The organism is Pseudomonas cucumis (assembly GCF_030687935.1).
Lineage (GTDB): Bacteria > Pseudomonadota > Gammaproteobacteria > Pseudomonadales > Pseudomonadaceae > Aquipseudomonas > Aquipseudomonas cucumis.
On record NZ_CP117454.1, the window covers coordinates 1051512 to 1069302 of the forward strand.

Consider the following 17791-nt stretch of genomic DNA (forward strand, 5'->3'; position numbering starts at 1 on the left):
ACAGGTTCCGCGACCTGACTGAATTTCATTGAGCAAAATTCCATGACTCCCTTGCCCGCACCTTTGCGCTGGCTGTATTCCCTTGAATGGCGCCGGGGTTTTTTCGACTGGGCACGCAGCGACGGCGTGACCTGGGTGTACATTTTCAAGGTGCTGTTCGCGGCGTTCCTGACCCTGTGGCTGGCCATGCGTCTGGAGTTGCCACAACCGCGCACCGCGATGATCACCGTGTTCATCGTTATGCAACCGCAAAGCGGCCAGGTGTTCGCCAAGAGTTTCTATCGCTTTCTTGGCTCGTTGGCCGGGTCGGCGGTGATGGTCGCGCTGATTGCCTTGTTTGCGCAGAACACCGAACTGTTCCTCGGTTCGCTGGCGATCTGGGTTGGCCTCTGCTCGGCCGGCGCGGCACGTTATCGCAACTTCCGCGCTTATGGATTTGTGCTCGCCGGCTATACGGCGGCCATGGTCGGGCTGCCTGCATTGGCTCACCCCGATGGCGCGTTCATGGCGGCAGTCTGGCGCGTATTGGAAATCTCCCTGGGGATTCTCTGCTCGACGCTGGTGAGCGCTGCGATCCTGCCGCAAACCGCCAGCGCCGCGATGCGCAATGCCTTGTATCAGCGCTTCGGTGTGTTTGCCTTGTTCGTCACCGATGGCTTGCGCGGACGCAGCCAGCGCGAGGCGTTTGAAGCGAACAACGTGCGCTTCATCGCCGAGGCGGTGGGCCTGGAAGGGCTGCGCAGCGTCACGGTGTTCGAAGACCCGCACATGCGTCGGCGCAACGGGCGGCTCAGTCGTCTGAACAGCGAATTCATGGGTATTACCACGCGCTTCAATGCGTTGCATCAGTTGCTCGAACGCCTGCGCAGCAGCGGCACCGATCATGTTGTCGCGGCGATCAAGCCGGGGTTACAGGATCTGGCTGAGGTGCTCGACGGCTTCAGCGGTCGCGCCTTGACCAGCCCTGACGCTGCACGCCTGGCCACCGCGTTGGCGACCTATAAGGAAAACTTGCCGGCGCGGGTCCGCAGCCTGCGGGCGACCTTTCAGGAAAGTGATCCGAGCGATGCCGAGCAGCTGGATTTTCACACTGCCTACGAGCTGCTTTATCGCTTCGTCGACGACCTGCACAGTTATGCACAGACCCACGCGTCCCTGGCCGATCACAGCCACGAACGTGAACGTTGGGACGAGCCCTTCACCCCGCAAACCAACTGGCTGGCCTCGGCGGCATCGGGCATTCGCGCAGCATTCATCCTTGTGCTGCTCGGCAGTTATTGGGTGGCCACCGCGTGGCCGAGCGGGGCGACCATGACCTTGATCGCTGCCGCCACCGTGGGCCTTTCAGCGGCGACACCGAACCCCAAACGCATGGCGTTTCAGATGGCCTGCGGGACATTGCTCGGGGCGCTGATCGGCTTCGTCGAGATGTTTTTCATCTTCCCCTGGATCGACGGGTTTCCGTTGCTCTGCGTGATGCTCGCGCCGGTAATCGTGTTCGGTGCGTTCCTGACTTCACGGCCGCAATACGCCGGGGTTGGTCTGGGATTGCTGATCTTCTTCAGCACCGGTTCGGTGCCGGACAACCTCACGGTTTACAACCCTTACGCCTTCATCAACGACTACATCGCCATGATCATGGGCATGCTGGTGTGCGCGGCGGCCGGGGCGATCATTCTGCCGCCCAACAGTCGCTGGTTATGGCGGCGGCTGGAACAGGATTTGCGCGGGCAAGTGGTGTATGCCATCAGCGGCAAACTCAAGGGCCTGGCGTCGAGTTTCGAAAGCCGCACTCGCGATCTTTTGCATCAGGCTTACGGTCTGGCAGCGGGACAGCCGCAGGTGCAACGAGACTTGCTGCGCTGGATGTTCGTGGTGCTGGAAGTCGGCCACGCGATCATCGAGTTGCGCAAGGAACAGGCGATTCTGCCGGTGCACCCGGCTTACGCCGAATCCCAGCCGTGGCGCCAGTCAATTCGGGTGATGGGGCGTTCGCTGGTGCGACTGTTCCTGCAACCGAGCCAGAGCAATCTGGAGCGTGCTCTGGTCGCGGTCGACCATGCGATCGGCCGCGTGCAGGCCACCGATGAACCCTTCGCGCCGCACTTCGATACCTCCGCCTTGCGCCGGGTGAAGAGCTATTTGCACTTCATCCGCACCTCGCTGCTCGACCCGCAATCGCCACTCGCCGGCTACATAAAAGCGAGTGCCATCACCAAGCCCCAAGGACTTGAACATGCCTCGTGAAATCGCCTTCCACGGCGTGTACATGCCGACCATGACCCTGATGTTTTTCATTGCGGCGGCGCTGGCCTGGGCGCTGGATCGATTTCTGTCCGGGTTCGATCTGTACCGTTTCTTCTGGCACCCGGCGCTGCTGCGCCTGAGTCTGTTTACCTGTCTGTTCGGCGCCCTGGCGCTGACTGTTTACCGTTGAGAACACCTCCGATGAAAAAGCTTTTCAGCCTGCTCGCGACCCTGCTGGTGTTGGCCCTTGCCCTGTGGATCGGCCGGACCCTGTGGGTGCATTACATGAATACCCCCTGGACCCGCGACGGCCGGGTGCGCGCCGACATCATCAACGTCGCCGCCGACGTTACCGGTGAAGTGGTGGACGTGCCGGTGCGCGACAACCAGTTGGTGAAAAAGGGCGATTTGTTGATGCGCATCGACCCCGAGCATTACCGCATCGCGGTGAAACAGGCGCAGTCGCTGGTGGCTTCGCGCAAAGCCACATGGGAGATGCGCAAGGTCAACGCCCATCGCCGCGCCGACCTCGACAACCTGGTGATCTCCAGGGAAAACCGCGACGACGCCACCAACATCGCCGACTCGGCCCTGGCCGATTACCAGCACGCCCAGGCACAACTGGAAGCCGCCGAACTGAACCTCAAGCGCACTGAGGTCCGTGCTGCGGTGGACGGCTACGTCACCAACCTCAACGTCCATCGTGGTGACTACGCACGCATCGGCGAAGCGAAAATGGCCGTGGTCGACATGAACTCGTTCTGGGTGTATGGCTTCTTCGAAGAAACCAAGTTGCCGCATGTGCGCGTGGGCGATAAAGCCGATATGCAACTGATGAGCGGTGAAGTGCTCAAGGGGCATGTGGAAAGTATTTCTCGGGGCATCTACGACCGCGATAACCCGCAAAGTCGCGAGTTGATTGCAGACGTGAACCCGACGTTCAACTGGGTGCGTCTGGCGCAGCGGGTGCCAGTCAGGATTCACATTGATGAAGTGCCGGAGGGGGTGCTGTTGGCGGCGGGGATTACTTGTACCGTCGTGGTGAAGCAATAACGGCAAGATCAAAAGATCGCCCGAACGCGGCCTGAGCCTTCGGCAGCTACAGTGAATGTGATCCCCCCTGTAGGAGCTGCCGAAGGCTGCGATCTTTTGGGGTTATTCAATTGCAAAACGTCTCATGCAAATGCCGCCAGATCACCTTGCCGTCGAGCTGCTCAAACACAACCGTCGACCGCCGATCAGAATGCAGCCCCGTCGCATCGGTCTGTTGCTCGCGGTAACTGACCACTGCGCCAGCGTCATACAGCGCGACACCTCGCAACTCGCTGAGCTCAATCCTGAACCCGAGCTTTTTGCCGCCCGCCAGCAGAAACAATTCATGCAACGCCTCGAAATCCAGCACCCGGCCCAACGGCGAGATCATGGAAAACTGTGGTGAAAAACGCATCAGCAATTGCTCAAGCTCGGACAGGTCTCGCTCCTCGGCCAGCCATTGCTCGATGGCGATGTGGGCCTGGATTACTTCGTCAAAGTATTGGGTGTAGTCGGTCATGTTTGATTCCTGAAATTCTGAAGCATCTGGTCTGACGTCTTCGCGGGCTTGCCCGCGAAGGCGTCGACACGGTCTCAAAGCTGCCCGCGCAACCCGAACCGCTTCATTAACCCCGACTCCAGCAACCCTTTTGGCAACAACCCCGCCATCAACGGCAACGCCCGGCTGCCGTTACCCAAACGCACCAGACGCGGCGGTTTGCTCTGCTGCACAGCCTTGAGCAAACCAGCGGCGAATTCACTGGCCGGCGTCGGTTTGTCCTGAGACGCCTTGGCTCGTGCCCGAATGCCTTCACGCAGCGGCCACCACGGCGATTGTTCGGTGATCAGTTGCTCGGCCTCGTGGCCGGCATTCTTGGCGAAGCTGGATTCGATCGCGCCGGGCTGGACTTCCATGACTCGCACGCCGAACGGCGCCAGTTCCATGCGCAGCGCATCGCTCAAGGCATGCACCGCGGCTTTCGAGGCGCAGTAGGCGCCGGCAAATGGCGTGACCAAAACCCCGGACACGCTGCCGATATTCACCACCAGGCCCCTGGCCCGACGCAGCACCGGGAACATCGCGCGGGTGACGCCAACGATTGCGAACACGTTGGTTTCGAACTGACGCTGCATGGCCGGCACGCCGCCGTCCAGCAGCGGACCCATGGCGCCATAACCGGCGTTGTTGATCAGCACATCGAGGCCGCCGTGTTGCCGGTTGATTCGCTCGCTCAGCTGTTCGAGCGCCGGACTATCGTTGACGTCCAGTTGCACGGCGGTGAACCCGGCGGCGGTCAGGGTCGCCACATCTTCAGCTTTGCGGGCACTGGCCCAGACGTCATAACCGGCACGTTTGAAGGTGTCGGCGAGGGCGCGGCCAATGCCGCTGGAACAACCGGTAATCAACGCAACGGGCATGGCGCGGTCCTTGTGCAAAAAGAGGAAGGGAGGATCAGTCGGAGAAACTACCCTGCAAACGCTCGGCGCGAAACTCCAGGGTTTGCGGGCGATAACCGGGGCGCAGAGGCGGCATGGGCAGGCAGTCTTCCCAATGGCCGCCGGCCTGCAATTCGCCGGGGCCGCGATAACGCGGCGCGGAGTATTGATTGTCAGCCAGATTGACCGTATCGCCCGGAGCATAAGCGGCGATTCGCCAGCGCAGTTCGGTTAGCGGCACGTCATTGCCGTTGTTCATCGTCAACTTCAAGGGGCGATCCGCCGGGCAGCGCTCGGGCGCGTAGGTGATACGCAGCTCAAGGCGTGCCAGTTGCTTGACCTCGCGGGTGTCCAGCCAGAATACCCACACCGCCACCAGACCCAATCCGACAGCGGCGGCCATGGAAACCGGCACGGCCTTGGACGGGTAGCGCAGCAGCAGGATCAGCCAGGTGATGACCAGCAGGACGCCGATGAACATGAATGAACGCTCCGTAAACTCATGGACACCATCCTACCGAAGGGGCGCAGGAATGGACATTCGGCGATCAAGAGATTGCACCGCTGGTCGGCACTGTAATTTCTGACAGTAGTCAGGCATCTCCATTAACAGTTAGATGGCTGCTGATAAACAAGGATATGCAGGCCTTGGCGATGGGAGTGCACTACAAAACACCCAGATTGTCCGTCGTCGATCCGCGTGGCTTACAGATCCGTTCGGTGGATTATTGGCGCGCCGTCGAAAAAGACCCTGTTCAGGCACGCATCAATCGCACTGCCCATGATGCTGCGGGACACCCGGTAAAACAGTGGGATCCGCGGCTTTGGGCGCTGCCACAAGAGGCGCCGCCGACACCCGCCAATCTCACGACAGCGTTTTCGTTATCGGGTAACGCGCTGTTCACTGACAGCGTCGATGCCGGTTGGCAGCTCGCCCTGCCAGGTCTGGCTAATGAGGTTGTATGGGGATGGGACAGCCGAGGTACACGACGCGAAGTTGAATATGACGACCTGCTCCGTCCCGTGGCAGTGTTCGAGCAGGGCACTACTGAGCCGCGAAGGTCTGTTGAACGCATGGCTTATGGTGGTCCCGATCATGGTGACCAGAATCAATGCGGGCAGTTGATCCGTCATGACGATCCCGCCGGGACGGTGCTGTTCGAGGCCTTTTCGATAACCAGCCAATGCGTGAGGCAAGTTCGTCACTTCACGCTGGGCCCTGTTGCTCCCGGCTGGCCGGAGTTGGAAGCCGATCGCCAGCGGCTGCTTGAGCCGGGGGAGGGGGCCGTCTCGACGTGGAGTTTCGGTCCGCTGGGCGAGGTGCTGGAGCAGATCGATGCCAGGGGAAACAATCAGACCTTCAGCCTGACCCTGGACGGTCGCTTGCGTGAGGCGCGTCTGCAACTCCAGGGACTGACCACCTGGCAGACGCTGGTCAGCGATATCCAGTACAACGCCGAAGGGCAAGTTGCACACGAAACCGCCGGCAACGCTGTGCAAACCAACCTGATCTATCGAGCTGAAGACGGTGTGTTGATGGAGCGGCGGTCACAGGACGCGAATGCCCGGTTGTTGCAGCATCTGATCTACGATTATGACCGCATGGGTAACGTCCTCGGCATCGAAGACAAGGCACTGCCGGTGCGTTACTTCGCCAACCAGCGTATCGATCCGGTCAGTCGCTTTAACTACGACAGCCTTTATCAGTTGATCGAGGCCTTTGGCTGGGAGGCTGGCAGTGCCAATCAGGGGCCTGCATCGATGGGCCGCACCGATCCGGCGGCGGTCAGCAACTACCGGCAGACCTACCGCTATGACAAAGGCGGCAATCTGTTGAAGCTGACCCACGTTGGCGCACAAGGCCCGGGGCATGAACTGAAGGCCGCCCGTTACAGCAATCGCTGTCTGCTCTGGCGCAATGGCGTGCCACCCACCGAAGAGGAAATCGCCGCAGCGTTCGACGCCAACGGCAATTTGCTGGAGCTGGATCAGGGGCGCTTCTTGACGTGGGATCTGCACAATCAGTTGCAATCGGTCAGCCCGGTGGAACGCGTTTCCGGGCGCAATGACCGTGAGTCGTATGTCTACGATGGCGGTGGCCAGCGAGTGCGTAAAATCCGCTCACTCAATACCAATGTCCGCACCGTGGTGGCTGAAGTGCGTTACTTGCCGGGGCTGGAACTTCGTACCGACAGTGGCACCGGGGAAGTACTGCAAGTCATCACTGGCCAGGCCGGCCTCAACAGCGTCCGGGTATTGCACTGGGAGACGGATCCACCGTCCGGCGTGGCTAAAAATCAATACCGTTACAACCTCGTTGATCACCTGAACTCTTGCACCCTGGAACTCGCTGATGACGCGCGAATCATCAGTCAGGAAACCTACTATCCCTTCGGCGAGACCGCTTGGTTTGCCGGAACGGACGTCGTTGAAGCGAGTTACAAAACCATTCGTTACTCGGGCAAGGAGCGGGATGCGACGGGGCTTTATTACTATGGGTTTCGATATTACATGCCGTGGTTGCAGCGCTGGCTCAACCCAGATCCCAAGGGGGGCATCGATGGGCCGAACCTGTATCAGATGGCTCTGAACAACCCGGTTACCTTTATTGATGATGATGGAGCCATCACACGACAAAAACTGGCCAACGGATTATGGGCGCCGGTCATTGCGACGGGTGGTGCGCGTGACATTCCGGGGGGTCGATATATCGATAGGGGCAAACCAAACCTGAGTGTGCCGGCGATCGGTAAACCGACCAACATTAATAAAGCCCTGGAGGTAGGCGAGTTTAGCCGTGTGGAGGTCAGCACCAAATTCCTGGACCCGGCCCCCGGTCGTTATTCAAAAAATATTGTTTCAGGGGTGAACAATAAAAGTGGCGGGGGCGAGTTTATCTTCACAATGGATAAACTCACTTATTCAGGAGAGAGCAAAGGGGCGTTCAATGCATTAAGAATCGTCGATATTCCGAAAGGCGAGATACCTGACAAAGACAATGCGGTATCAGGTTTTTGGGCTCCTCAGGGCGGTTATGTTGATATACCTCTAAAACCCACGGGAACCGATCCTGATCATGTGTTCACGCCAGGTTTCAGTGGTTGTTCCCTGACGGTGGATCAACTAAACGACAACGTGCTTCGCGTTCGACACGTGGAGGGTTCGAAGGAGAACGCGCAATACAATGAACTTTCTTCTGGGGAGCATGGGATGGGGCTCAGCGCGGCGATGGAGTTTCAGGACTACGGATATGCCTCGAACGAGCAAGGCCAACAGGAACAAGTCACAACCGGCTTCGCCTTTATGAAATACGATCGAAAACAACAGGTCTGGAATATTCACTATCAGACTATTCAAGGGTCGAGCAGTATCGAACGCTACGCGCCAGGCAAAACGGGATTGTTCAATCGCTCGAACGCTGCTGTTTCCGTTTATTCACAGACGAAGGTCAGAAAAACCATGGCCATGCAGGTGGTCACAGCCAAAAAACGAGGCAATAAATAAAAAAGCCCCCGCCCAACCCACTGCGGATAGGGACGCAGCGGGCTGGACGGGGGCTTTTTGTTTTACTGAGCGTTACTGCGCGATGGTTTTCACCGACACGCCGCGCTCGATCGGGGTGGAGCGACCGTAGATATCTTCAAACCGCTCGATATCGTCTTCACCCAGGTAGCTGCCCGATTGCACTTCGATGATTTCCAGCGAGATCTTGCCCGGATTGCGCAAGCGGTGGACCGAGGCGATCGGGATGTAGGTCGACTGGTTTTCAGTGAGCAGGAACACGTTTTCGTCACAGGTCACTTCGGCGGTGCCGCTGACCACGATCCAGTGTTCGGCGCGGTGGTGGTGCATCTGCAGCGACAGGCACGCACCTGGCTTGACCGAGATGCGCTTGACCTGGAAGCGGCCGCCCATGTCCACCGAGTCGTAGGAGCCCCACGGGCGATAGACTTCGCAGTGGTTCTGGGTTTCGCTGCGACCCTGCTCATTGAGGGTGTTGACCATCTGTTTGACGCCTTGGACCTTGTCCTTGTGGACGATCATCATGGCGTCCTTGGTTTCGACCACCACGATGTTTTCCAGGCCGATCACCGACACCAGTTTACCGTTGCCGTGGATCATGCAGTTCTTGCTGTCCTGGATGACCACGTCGCCTTTGGTGACGTTGCCGTTGGCGTCCTTTTCATTGACTTCCCACAGCGACGACCAGCAACCGACATCGCTCCAGCCTGCGGTCAGTGGTACTACGCAGGCACGCTGGGTTTTTTCCATCACCGAGTAGTCGATGGAGTTGTCCGGGCAGCAGGCGAAGGTGGCAGGATCGATATCGACGGTGTCGGCATCCTGTGCGCTACGTTCCAGCGTCAGTACGCAGGTGTCGTAGATATCCGGATCGTGTTTTTTCAGTTCTTCGAGGAAACGGCTGGCGCGGAACAGGAACATGCCGCTGTTCCAGAAGTAACCACCGGACTGAACGAACTCGGTGGCGCGTTTCACGTCGGGTTTTTCGACGAAGTGCGAGACACGGCTGACGCCTTCCGGCAGCAGGGCATCGTTGGTGGATTTGATGTAGCCGTAACCGGTTTCCGGTTTGGTAGCCGGCACGCCGAACAACACCATTTCGCCACGCTCGGCTGCCACAGTGGCCAGGGCCAGGGCGCGTTGCAGGGCTTTCTGGTCTTCCAGCACGTGGTCGGCCGGCAGCACCAGCATCAACTCGTCGCGACCTTCATTGACCAGCATCATCGCGGTCAGGGCCACTGCTGGCGAGGTGTTGCGGCCGAAGGGTTCCATCAGAATGCGCTGGGTGTCCAGGTTGCGGGCGCTCAACTGCTCGTTGACGATGAAACGGTGTTCCTTGTTACACACCACGATCGGGGTGTCCATGCCTTCGAACACCAGGCGTTCGAGGGTTTGCTGGAACAGCGTTTGTTCGCCGGTCAGGGCGAGGAATTGCTTGGGGAACTGCTTACGGGAAAGCGGCCAAAGACGTGAGCCGCTACCACCTGACAAGATCACCGGAATCATGTTGTTACTCCTTCAAATCGATTGGTTAGAGCTACTGCGTTCTGTCGTTTCACTCTTGTTCTTGTTCCGTGTCCGAATCGACGCCTTGGTCCTCTGTGGGAGCTGGCTTGCCTGCGATGGCATCACCTCGGAGTATCTGTTGCACCGAGTTGTCTGCATCGCGGGCAAGCCCGGCTCCCACAGGGATATGGGTCAATCCGGCAAATGTGTTAGCGCGTCGAAACCGGGCGTTTTACCCACACTGGCGACAGGCTGCTGCCTTTGCCGGTGACGTACAGCACCGCGGCTTCACCACGTTCCAGGGCAACCGGTTTCACGTCACCGACTTTGGTGGCGCCGTCGTACAGAGCCAGGCTGACTTTCACCGGGTTGATTTCACGCTCGCCACGGCCCTTGGCCGCCACGGACGGGACCACTTCGGTCTTGCCGTCGGCGGTTTTCAGGGTCAGCGCCTTGTCGCTGAGGTTCTGTACGCGAACCAGGGATTTCTGCTTGTTCTTGAACGGCGGCTCTTCGATCAGTTGCGGCGCGCCGCTGGCGTTGTTGACCAGGGTGTAATAGTGGTCGCCGGCCAATTTCACCGGCAGGGTCTGGCTGCCGACCTTGGCGCTGTAATCGCCGCCCGGCATGAAGCTGAAGTCGGTGCTGGACAGCGGCGCGACTTCGCTCAGGTTAGTGGTGCCAACGGTGGCGCTGACTTCAGCGTTACCGGCGTTGAAGACCCGCACGAAACTGGAGCCTTTTGGTGCGGTCGGGCCGTAGAGGGCCGCGTCGCCAGCGAAGGCGGACATCGACAACACGCTCATGCCAGCAACGAGTGCGAAGGTCTTGGCGAGACGGCGAGGAGTAGTAGTGAAAGTCATGGTAGAACCTCTCTCTTTCAGTTTTGCGCCCGGTCGGGCGTCTCGGATTTAGTGTTTGCAGCTACGTTTTGTTGGCGTGCGCCGGCTTGTTTAAGCTCTGCGACCCACTGCGGGTCGGCGTCACCGATTTCGTTGTTCACAGGCAGATATCGTTCAGGGAACTCCCAGATCAGCACTTGTGGCGGACTGTTCTTGAAGGCATCGCTTTTCAGGTAGCTGAGCATCGGCAGAATCGGGCCATGGCCGTCTTCGGCGTAACTGACCACGTCGCTGTGCAGCGCTTCTTTCAGCGCACCGATGAAGTTCCAGTTCGGGTTGGCGCTGTAGCTGGTGCCGATCAGGGCCACCGGCACTTCAGTGTTGGCGAACAGGGCGTCGTCACCGGCAGCCTGATCCTGGGCAGCCACGGTGTTGCGCTTCTGCAAAGGTTCTGGCGCCGGCATCAGGTTTTCGAACAGCGGGTCCAGCGGCAGGAACAACCGCAGGTCACCCTTGTGCGTCACCTTCTCCGCAGGTTCGGTGACGAAGTTTTGCGGTTCGCCGCTGAGCGGAGCCTTGTCGGCAATGGTTTTGGCCAGAGTCTCGGCAGCGATTTGCGCGCCTTCCGGGGTCCAGTGAGTGTCGGTGCGCAGGAACACTTGCTGACCGTTCTGCTTGCCCTTTTGCAGCGGGCCGAGCAGGTCAGGGGCGAGGATCTTGTTGGCCGCCACACGAGCGTGGAAATCCTTGTACAGATTGGTGTGGATACTCGCCGGCTTCACTTCACCCAGATGTTCCGGGTACAGACGCGTCTTGGCCGGGACAATCGCCATCACCAGTTGCACGCCTTGTTTTTTCAAGGTCTGGCGCACGCCTTCGACCAGCGCGTAGTTGCCTTGCAGGTTCAACTCTTCGTTGACGATCGGGTGAAACTCTTCATCGCTGTAGAGCCACTGATCGCGACCGAGCACCACGCCCGGACGGCCTTCGTTGAACAGTTTGAAATCCAGCGCGGCCCAAAGGTTGGTGCCCAGGCGCTTGATCGGGAACTCGTCGTCGTAGTGCGTCTCGACGGCTTTGCTCCAGCGACCGTTGAGCACGGTCGCATCGGCGTTGGTACTGAAGCCGAAGAAGCTGCGTACCGACCACACGCCCAGGACCAGCAAGGTCACCAGGAACAGGGCGATGTAGAAGATGCGTAATGAGCGGGTCATAGTCAGATCCCTCAGAACTGGAAGTAAAGGAACGGCGAGAAGCTTTGCGCCGAGAGTTTGAGAATCGAGGCGATGAACAGCAGCAGTACTAGCGTGCGCATCACGTAACGGGACCAGTCAGCGGTCCAGTAGGCCGGTTGCACAGTCGCTTCAACGCCGACGGTGTAACCCGGTTCGTGGATGCTGCCCGGGTTGTCACCCGGTACGGCTTTGATCATTCCAGGCGTAGCGGCGGCAGGGCCATCGGCCTCGACGTTCACAACAGGCTTGGTCTTCTCAGGCGGCAGGTTGCTGTAGAAATCACGGATGCCGAAGAACGCCAGGGTTGCGTAAGCCACCACCAGGGTTGCCACTTGCAGACCGGTGAGGCTGGCCTGGTTGAGTTCCGACAACGACCATTCGCCGAAGCTGAACATGGCGCCGTACATGCGACCGGCGACGTGCAGGTTTTCTGCGCGGAAGATCACCCAACCCATCACCACCAGCAGGAAGGTCAGCGCCCAACGGATCGGGTTGATGCTGCGCGGCGAAGTGTTCAGGCCGAGGGCTTTTTCGATCGCCAGCCACATGCCGTGCCAGGCACCCCAGATGATGTAAGTGATGTTCGCACCGTGCCACAGACCACCGAGCAGCATGGTCAGGAACAGGTTGCGATAAGTCATCAGCGTGCCTTTACGGTTACCGCCGAGGGTGATGTACAGATAGTCACGCAACCAGGTCGACAGGCTGATGTGCCAGCGACGCCAGAACTCGGTGATCGACTGGCTGATGTACGGCTGTTTGAAGTTTTCCATGAAGCGGAAACCCATCATCAAGCCCAGGCCGATGGCCATGTCGCTGTAACCGGAGAAGTCGAAATACAACTGCGCGGTGTAGGCGAGGGCGCCCAGCCAGGCGTCACCCGTGGTCGGGTTCTGCAAGGCGAAGCAATGGTCAGCCACCACCGCCAGGGTGTCGGCGATGAAGACCTTCTTGATGAAACCCTGCATGAACCGCGTGGCACCTTCGGAGAACTTGTCGAGGGTGTGGGTGCGGTTGTTGAACTGGTCGGCCAGGTCACGGAAACGCAACACGGGGCCCGCGATCAAGTGCGGGAAGATCGCCACGAATGCGGCAAAGTCGATCAGGTTGCGGGTCGCCGGGGTATCACCACGGTAGACGTCGATGATGTAGCTGATGGACTCGAAGATGTAGAACGAGATCCCGATCGGCAACAGCACATGGGTCAGGATGAACGGCGAAAGACCGACTGAGGTCATCATCGCGTTGATGCTGTCCACGCCGAAGTTGGCGTACTTGAAGTAGCCGAGGATGCACAGATCCACCCCGACGCCCAGGAGCAGCCAGCGCTGGGCCGGTTTGGTCCGAACGCCTGCCGCGCCGACTTTCAGGCCGATCCAGTAGTTCCACAGCGTGACGGCTGCGAACAGCGCAAGGAAGTCCACACGCCACCAGGCGTAGAACACGTAGCTGGCGATCAGCAGCAGCAAGTTGCGATAGCGTATTCCGCTCAGGTAGTACATGCCGAGAAAGATCGGCAAGAACAGAAACAGGAACACGTTGGATGAAAATACCATCCCGATCTCTCCATGTTAACCAACAGTCAAGGGCCAAAGCCCCCCCAAACCCCCCACCGAAAACTGGAGGGCTAACTCACAAAACTCAAACTCGACACCGACCCTGTGGGAGCGGGCTTGCCCGCGATAGCGGTGGGTCAGTCGACATCAATGCTGAATGTCAGATTGCAATCGCGGGCAAGCCCGCTCCCACAGGGTTTTGTATTGTTCCTAGGAACCTTTGCCTTTCTCGCTGGCCGGGTCATAGACCTTGGTCAAATCCCCGCCGAGGCGGAAGGTCTTGAACGGCTGCATTTTGTGTTTCTGCGCCAGCACATCCGGCGTGCAGGTGTAGAGCGAGCAGAACGGTTCGAGCCAGGCGAATTTCGAATCGACCTTGAGGTCGGTCATGTCCTGTTCTTTCCCGTTCTTCTCCTCGAATTCATCCGGGTCTTCCACGCCTGCAAGCACGCGATCACCCAGACGTTTCAAGGCGCCGTTGTTTTCCTGGCGCAAATCCACACCGTTGACCTGAGCGAAACTGGCGATCATCGCCAGTGGCGGCAGGGCATAGTTGTGATAGGCGAGGGCGCGTTGCTGGCGCTTGAGCTCGTTGGGCAGGAAGCCTTGGGCGTCGACCTGATTGACGCCGACCTTGTATTCCTTGACGGCCCAATCGAACAGATCGCGGCGGTTGGTGGCGACCGATGTGGCCATCACCGACCAGGCTGCCCAGTACGAGTGGTTGTTGGTTTGCTCGAGCGGCAGGTTGTCCCAATCGCTGACTACCTGATCGGCCATTCTGCTGAACCAGGCTTCAATCACTTGCGCTTCTTCCTGGTGGGTAGCCAGCGGATGCGAGTCAGAGAACTTCAGGCGGACATAGGACGAAGCCATGCTGCCCAAGGCCCATTTGCGCATGGACTTGCCGGTGTGGTTGAAGTCCTTGGACATCAACGCGTCAGCCTTGGCCCAGGCAGTCAACCAGTTGAGGGTGCATTCCAGTTGTTCCGGACGACCGTCACGCATGAACTTCATCACCTGCTTGCTGGTGCTGCGCTCGATCTTGGTGATGTCGGCGGTGGTGTCGCGGAAAGCTTTTTCCGATGCCTCGTTCAGGGTCGAACGGGCCTTGTCGGAGCCTTCGTATTTGCTGCGAAATTGCAGGGCACCGGTGTAGGGCGTCGGCATCGCGTCGCAGCCTTCACTCTTGTCGCCGGTTTTGACTTTTTCAATGGGTGTGAAGTAACCCTGGGGCGGGCGAAGTGGCGCGGCAGCCTGGGTGGCGCCTGCGAACATCGCCAGCGTCAGCAGGGAGGGCGCGAGTAACTTTTTCAGCGTTCGGGTTTGCATGCAGTTCATAAGAGGTAGCCTCATTGCCCGGCTTGAGCGGTACGCTGCTCGGCGCCGGAGAACACGTTGCGTTTGCAGATTTTCGCTTCGACTTTCTGAGGCGTGGCACCTGGTGTTTCAGGTCCCTGGACTTCGACGGCCAGCAGATTCTGCGAGGCCCAGTCTTCGTCCGTGCGCAACTCGAAGGCGAAACGCCCGTCGGTATCGGAGGTTTCCGGTTTCTCGATCTTGATGTCCTCGTGGCGCCCATTCATGTACCAGAGGGTGGCTTGCAAGGTTTTCACCGAGGTGTCGGCGAAGCGGATATCGACCTGGTGACTGCTGTTGCGCAGGTCCAGGTTCTTGCTGTTGACCATCAATTCGTTTTTGCCCGGTTTCAGCGTGGCACTGGCACTCATCTGTGCATCTTTGCCTTCGCAACCGTTGTCCAGCAGGGCCATCATCTGGCGGTAGATGGTTTCCTGATCGAGGCGATAAAGCGGCGAGAATTCCCAGATGAGAATTTTCGGTGGTTTGGTCTGGAACTCTTCGCTGCCCAGGTACTGCAGCATCGAACCTTCGAAGCCACCACCGGGGAACGCCACGTTGAGAATGTCGGCGCCGATGGCCTCTTGGAGGAAACCGGCGAAGTTGTAGTTCTTGCCACTGTGGCTGGTGCCGACCAGGGTGATTTCCGGATTACCGGAATCACTGAACAGATCGCCATCGCCCGCTTCGCCCTTTGGCTCGGTGGTGAACTGATCCATGTACTGGATCGCGTAGCTGGTGCCACAGAGTTGACCAGCCATGTTGTGTAACGTTCCGGTCTTGCCCATGCGACCCGACTTATGGGTCTCGAATTCACGCTTGGGAACGTCGGCAAAGGCCGGCAATTGCTTGACCTTCTCGGCGACAATTTTCGCTGTGCGCTGGGCGCCGTACGGCGTCCAGTGTTGGTCGCCGCGGAAGTAGAAATCGTGAGCCGGCAGGGTGTCGGGCAGCGATTCGTTGGTCAGCGGCGACAGGTCCGGCACCACGTAACCCATCTGCGCGAAACGCCCGAGCATGGTTTTGTAATTCTTCAGCGCCTTGTCGAAGTCGTAGCTCGCCTTCTCTGCCGGGTTCAGCTTGTTGCGGTTCACCAGGCCACGGGTCGGCTGGTAAACGATGACCAGTTCCACGCCTTTGCTCTTGAACGCATCGTGCAGTTGTTTCATGCGTTTGTAGCCAGCGGGCGTAGTGTCGAACTCGGTGCGCAAGTCTTCTTGCGTACGGAACAACCAGTCGCCCTGGGCCTGCACCAGCGTGGTGAAGTTTTGCTGATAGCGGGTGGTGTAATTCTTCGGGTCGTTGGCTGCCGGGCAGAGATTGCAGCAATCATCGGCCTTGAATTTTGGTGCGCTTACGCTGGCGGCGTCATCGGCGCGAACACCGCCGCTGGCCGCGAGAATGCCCGCGGTCAGGGCCGACAGGCTGAGTAATTTGATCAAGTGTGGGTGCATAAAATTATCCTCAGTCCCGCATTTCGGTCTGGCGTTCGACAGGGTCGATCAGCACGGCTTTCTGCTGGCGCACCAGCAGGTCGAGAATTTCATCCTGGCGCTCGCCGAGAATCCCCGAGAAGCTGATGCCGATGGATTTGGTCGGTGCGAGCATCGACACGCGATACAACTCCACGCTCAGCGGCGAGTCGATGGACAGCGGTCCGCTGCCATTGGCGGCCAGTTCACCGCCTACCACGATCAGCGACACCTGGGCGTCGAACGGGTCGAGCTTGATGTCCCGGTCGGTGTCGCTCAGGTCTTTGATGTGCCCGTAGACACCGGTCAGGCCGTTGGCCATCGAAACGTTTTCGTACAGGCGAATGTTCACGCTGTTACGGATACGGATGCCGTGGCGTCGGTTGCTGATCACCTTGTTGCCCCACAACAGGTTGTCGGCACTCTCGTAGAGAGTGATGCCGTCGGTGTGGTTCTTGTAGATCTCGTTGTAGGCGATCAGGTTGTTCACACTGTTACGGTCGATCACCAGGCCCGACAACTTGTTGTCGTAGCTGCGGTTGTTGAAGATGAAGCTGTCGTTGACCTCACGGGAAATAATGATCCCGTGCTTCTTCTTGGTTCCGAACACCGTGTTGTCGGCGATGATCAGACCGTGGGAACGGTCATGGGGGTCGATGCCGTAGACGATGTTGTCTTTGTAGGTGTTGCCCTTGACCACGAAGTCGCGGGTTTCGTAGCAGTAGAAGCCGTACCACATGTCCGCGAACTCGGAGCCGACGATCCAGCCGGTCGGTTCAGGGCGCTTGAGCACCTTGGCCATGTTCGGCGTGTATTGGGAAATACTCACCCCGTAGGACTTACTGTTGGCGTAACCGAAACTGGCAATCTTGCTGTTGGCAATGTAGGTCTCGGTGCCACCCCAGGACAGCAGGAACGGACGGAACTCCTTGGGCGACTTGAAGGCCGCCGGGCCGTTTGCCTTCTCGCTCCAGCCAGTGATTTTGGTATCACGCACGAACAGCTGGCCGTCGTTGACCAGGAACGAACCGGCCTCTTGGGACAGGCGCAATTCCTGGGTCTGCTTGTCGATTTCCAGAATGCCCTTGTTACCCACCACGATCGGCAACTTCGCCAGGAACACTCCCGGCGAGGTTTCGCTGAAGTACTGCTTGGGCAGCTTCTTCGCCAGGTCCTTGAGGTTCATGTAGCCGTCGTCGACGAAGATCGCCTGCGGGATGCCATGCTGACGCACCACCCACTCGGCCATCTTGTTGTCGCCGCCGATGAAGTCCTTCAGGGCGTTTTCCTGCATCATCCGGCGCACGCTGATCTTGCCGGGTTTGGTACGCACGATTTTCGCGGCGATGGCTTCGGCGGTGTAGCCAGAGGTGTCCGGCAGTTTCGGCTCGGCCAGGTCCAGCGGCGCGGTTGGCGCGCTGCTGACGGTGTAGGTCTTGGCCTGTTGCAGCCCCTTGGCCATGGTCGTCGGTTTTCCCGCTTGCACAGGCTTGGCCGGTTCGACGGTGGCGAAGGCGGCTGCGCTGGCGAGCAGCAGCGCGCCGGCCAGCAGGCTGATCGAGCCTTTCTTGGCGCTGTTCATG

The 17791-nt window shown here is 59.1% G+C and carries 14 protein-coding genes; 4 read left to right on the forward strand and 10 right to left on the reverse strand.

What is annotated here, in order from left to right; all coding sequences use genetic code 11:
- Positions 1 to 42 precede the first annotated feature (42 nt).
- Genes PSH97_RS04550 through PSH97_RS04560 form a run of 3 tightly spaced genes read left to right on the forward strand, consistent with a single transcriptional unit; the run spans position 43 to position 3300 of the window.
- A complete protein-coding gene (locus tag PSH97_RS04550; protein ID WP_305448271.1) occupies positions 43 to 2247 on the forward strand; it encodes an FUSC family protein in 2205 nt (734 codons plus the stop codon).
- Positions 2237 to 2437 (forward strand): DUF1656 domain-containing protein, encoded by a 201-nt coding sequence (locus PSH97_RS04555; protein ID WP_007896379.1) that lies wholly within the window; start codon positions 2237 to 2239, stop codon positions 2435 to 2437. The genes PSH97_RS04550 and PSH97_RS04555 overlap by 11 nt, the downstream gene beginning before the upstream one ends.
- Positions 2438 to 2448: 11 nt before the next feature.
- Positions 2449 to 3300 carry an efflux RND transporter periplasmic adaptor subunit gene (locus tag PSH97_RS04560; RefSeq protein WP_305448272.1) on the forward strand — a complete coding sequence of 284 codons (852 nt, stop codon included), beginning with the start codon at positions 2449 to 2451 and terminating at the stop codon, positions 3298 to 3300.
- Positions 3301 to 3406: 106 nt separating this feature from the next.
- Here PSH97_RS04560 and PSH97_RS04565 read toward each other — a convergent pair whose 3' ends face one another.
- The 3 genes from PSH97_RS04565 to PSH97_RS04575 form a co-directional block, all read right to left on the reverse strand.
- Positions 3407 to 3799 carry a DUF4440 domain-containing protein gene (locus tag PSH97_RS04565; RefSeq protein ID WP_305448273.1) on the reverse strand — a complete coding sequence of 131 codons (393 nt, stop codon included), beginning with the start codon at positions 3797 to 3799 and terminating at the stop codon, positions 3407 to 3409.
- Between the two features lie 74 nt (positions 3800 to 3873).
- Positions 3874 to 4698, reverse strand: coding sequence for an SDR family oxidoreductase (locus tag PSH97_RS04570; RefSeq protein WP_305448274.1), 825 nt, complete (start codon positions 4696 to 4698; stop codon positions 3874 to 3876).
- Between the two features lie 34 nt (positions 4699 to 4732).
- Positions 4733 to 5197 carry a multidrug transporter gene (locus PSH97_RS04575; protein WP_305448275.1) on the reverse strand — a complete coding sequence of 155 codons (465 nt, stop codon included), beginning with the start codon at positions 5195 to 5197 and terminating at the stop codon, positions 4733 to 4735.
- 173 nt (positions 5198 to 5370) lie between these two features.
- On the opposite strand from PSH97_RS04575, the gene PSH97_RS04580 reads away from it, so the two are divergent.
- Positions 5371 to 8220: an RHS repeat-associated core domain-containing protein gene (locus PSH97_RS04580; RefSeq protein WP_305449747.1), complete on the forward strand. Its 2850-nt coding sequence runs from the start codon at positions 5371 to 5373 to the stop codon at positions 8218 to 8220.
- A 72-nt stretch (positions 8221 to 8292) separates the two neighbouring features.
- Here PSH97_RS04580 and PSH97_RS04585 read toward each other — a convergent pair whose 3' ends face one another.
- The 7 genes from PSH97_RS04585 to algG form a co-directional block, all read right to left on the reverse strand.
- Positions 8293 to 9744 carry a mannose-1-phosphate guanylyltransferase/mannose-6-phosphate isomerase gene (locus tag PSH97_RS04585; protein ID WP_305448276.1) on the reverse strand — a complete coding sequence of 484 codons (1452 nt, stop codon included), beginning with the start codon at positions 9742 to 9744 and terminating at the stop codon, positions 8293 to 8295.
- Positions 9745 to 9953: 209 nt separating this feature from the next.
- Positions 9954 to 10607: an alginate O-acetyltransferase AlgF gene (locus PSH97_RS04590; protein WP_305448277.1), complete on the reverse strand. Its 654-nt coding sequence runs from the start codon at positions 10605 to 10607 to the stop codon at positions 9954 to 9956.
- 17 nt (positions 10608 to 10624) lie between these two features.
- Complete coding sequence (locus PSH97_RS04595) at positions 10625 to 11800, reverse strand: alginate O-acetyltransferase (RefSeq protein ID WP_305448278.1); 1176 nt, start codon at positions 11798 to 11800, stop codon at positions 10625 to 10627.
- An 11-nt stretch (positions 11801 to 11811) separates the two neighbouring features.
- Positions 11812 to 13377: an MBOAT family O-acyltransferase gene (locus PSH97_RS04600; RefSeq protein WP_305448279.1), complete on the reverse strand. Its 1566-nt coding sequence runs from the start codon at positions 13375 to 13377 to the stop codon at positions 11812 to 11814.
- Between the two features lie 210 nt (positions 13378 to 13587).
- On the reverse strand, positions 13588 to 14718 hold the full coding sequence (locus tag PSH97_RS04605) for a mannuronate-specific alginate lyase (RefSeq protein ID WP_305448280.1): 1131 nt from the start codon (positions 14716 to 14718) through the stop codon (positions 13588 to 13590).
- 11 nt (positions 14719 to 14729) lie between these two features.
- The gene (locus tag PSH97_RS04610; RefSeq protein ID WP_305448281.1) at positions 14730 to 16190 is read right to left on the reverse strand and encodes an alginate O-acetyltransferase; all 1461 of its coding nucleotides are present in this window, start codon (positions 16188 to 16190) and stop codon (positions 14730 to 14732) included.
- 10 nt (positions 16191 to 16200) lie between these two features.
- Positions 16201 to 17790: a mannuronan 5-epimerase AlgG gene (gene algG / locus PSH97_RS04615; protein ID WP_305448282.1), complete on the reverse strand. Its 1590-nt coding sequence runs from the start codon at positions 17788 to 17790 to the stop codon at positions 16201 to 16203.
- Between the last annotated feature and the right edge of the window lies 1 nt (position 17791).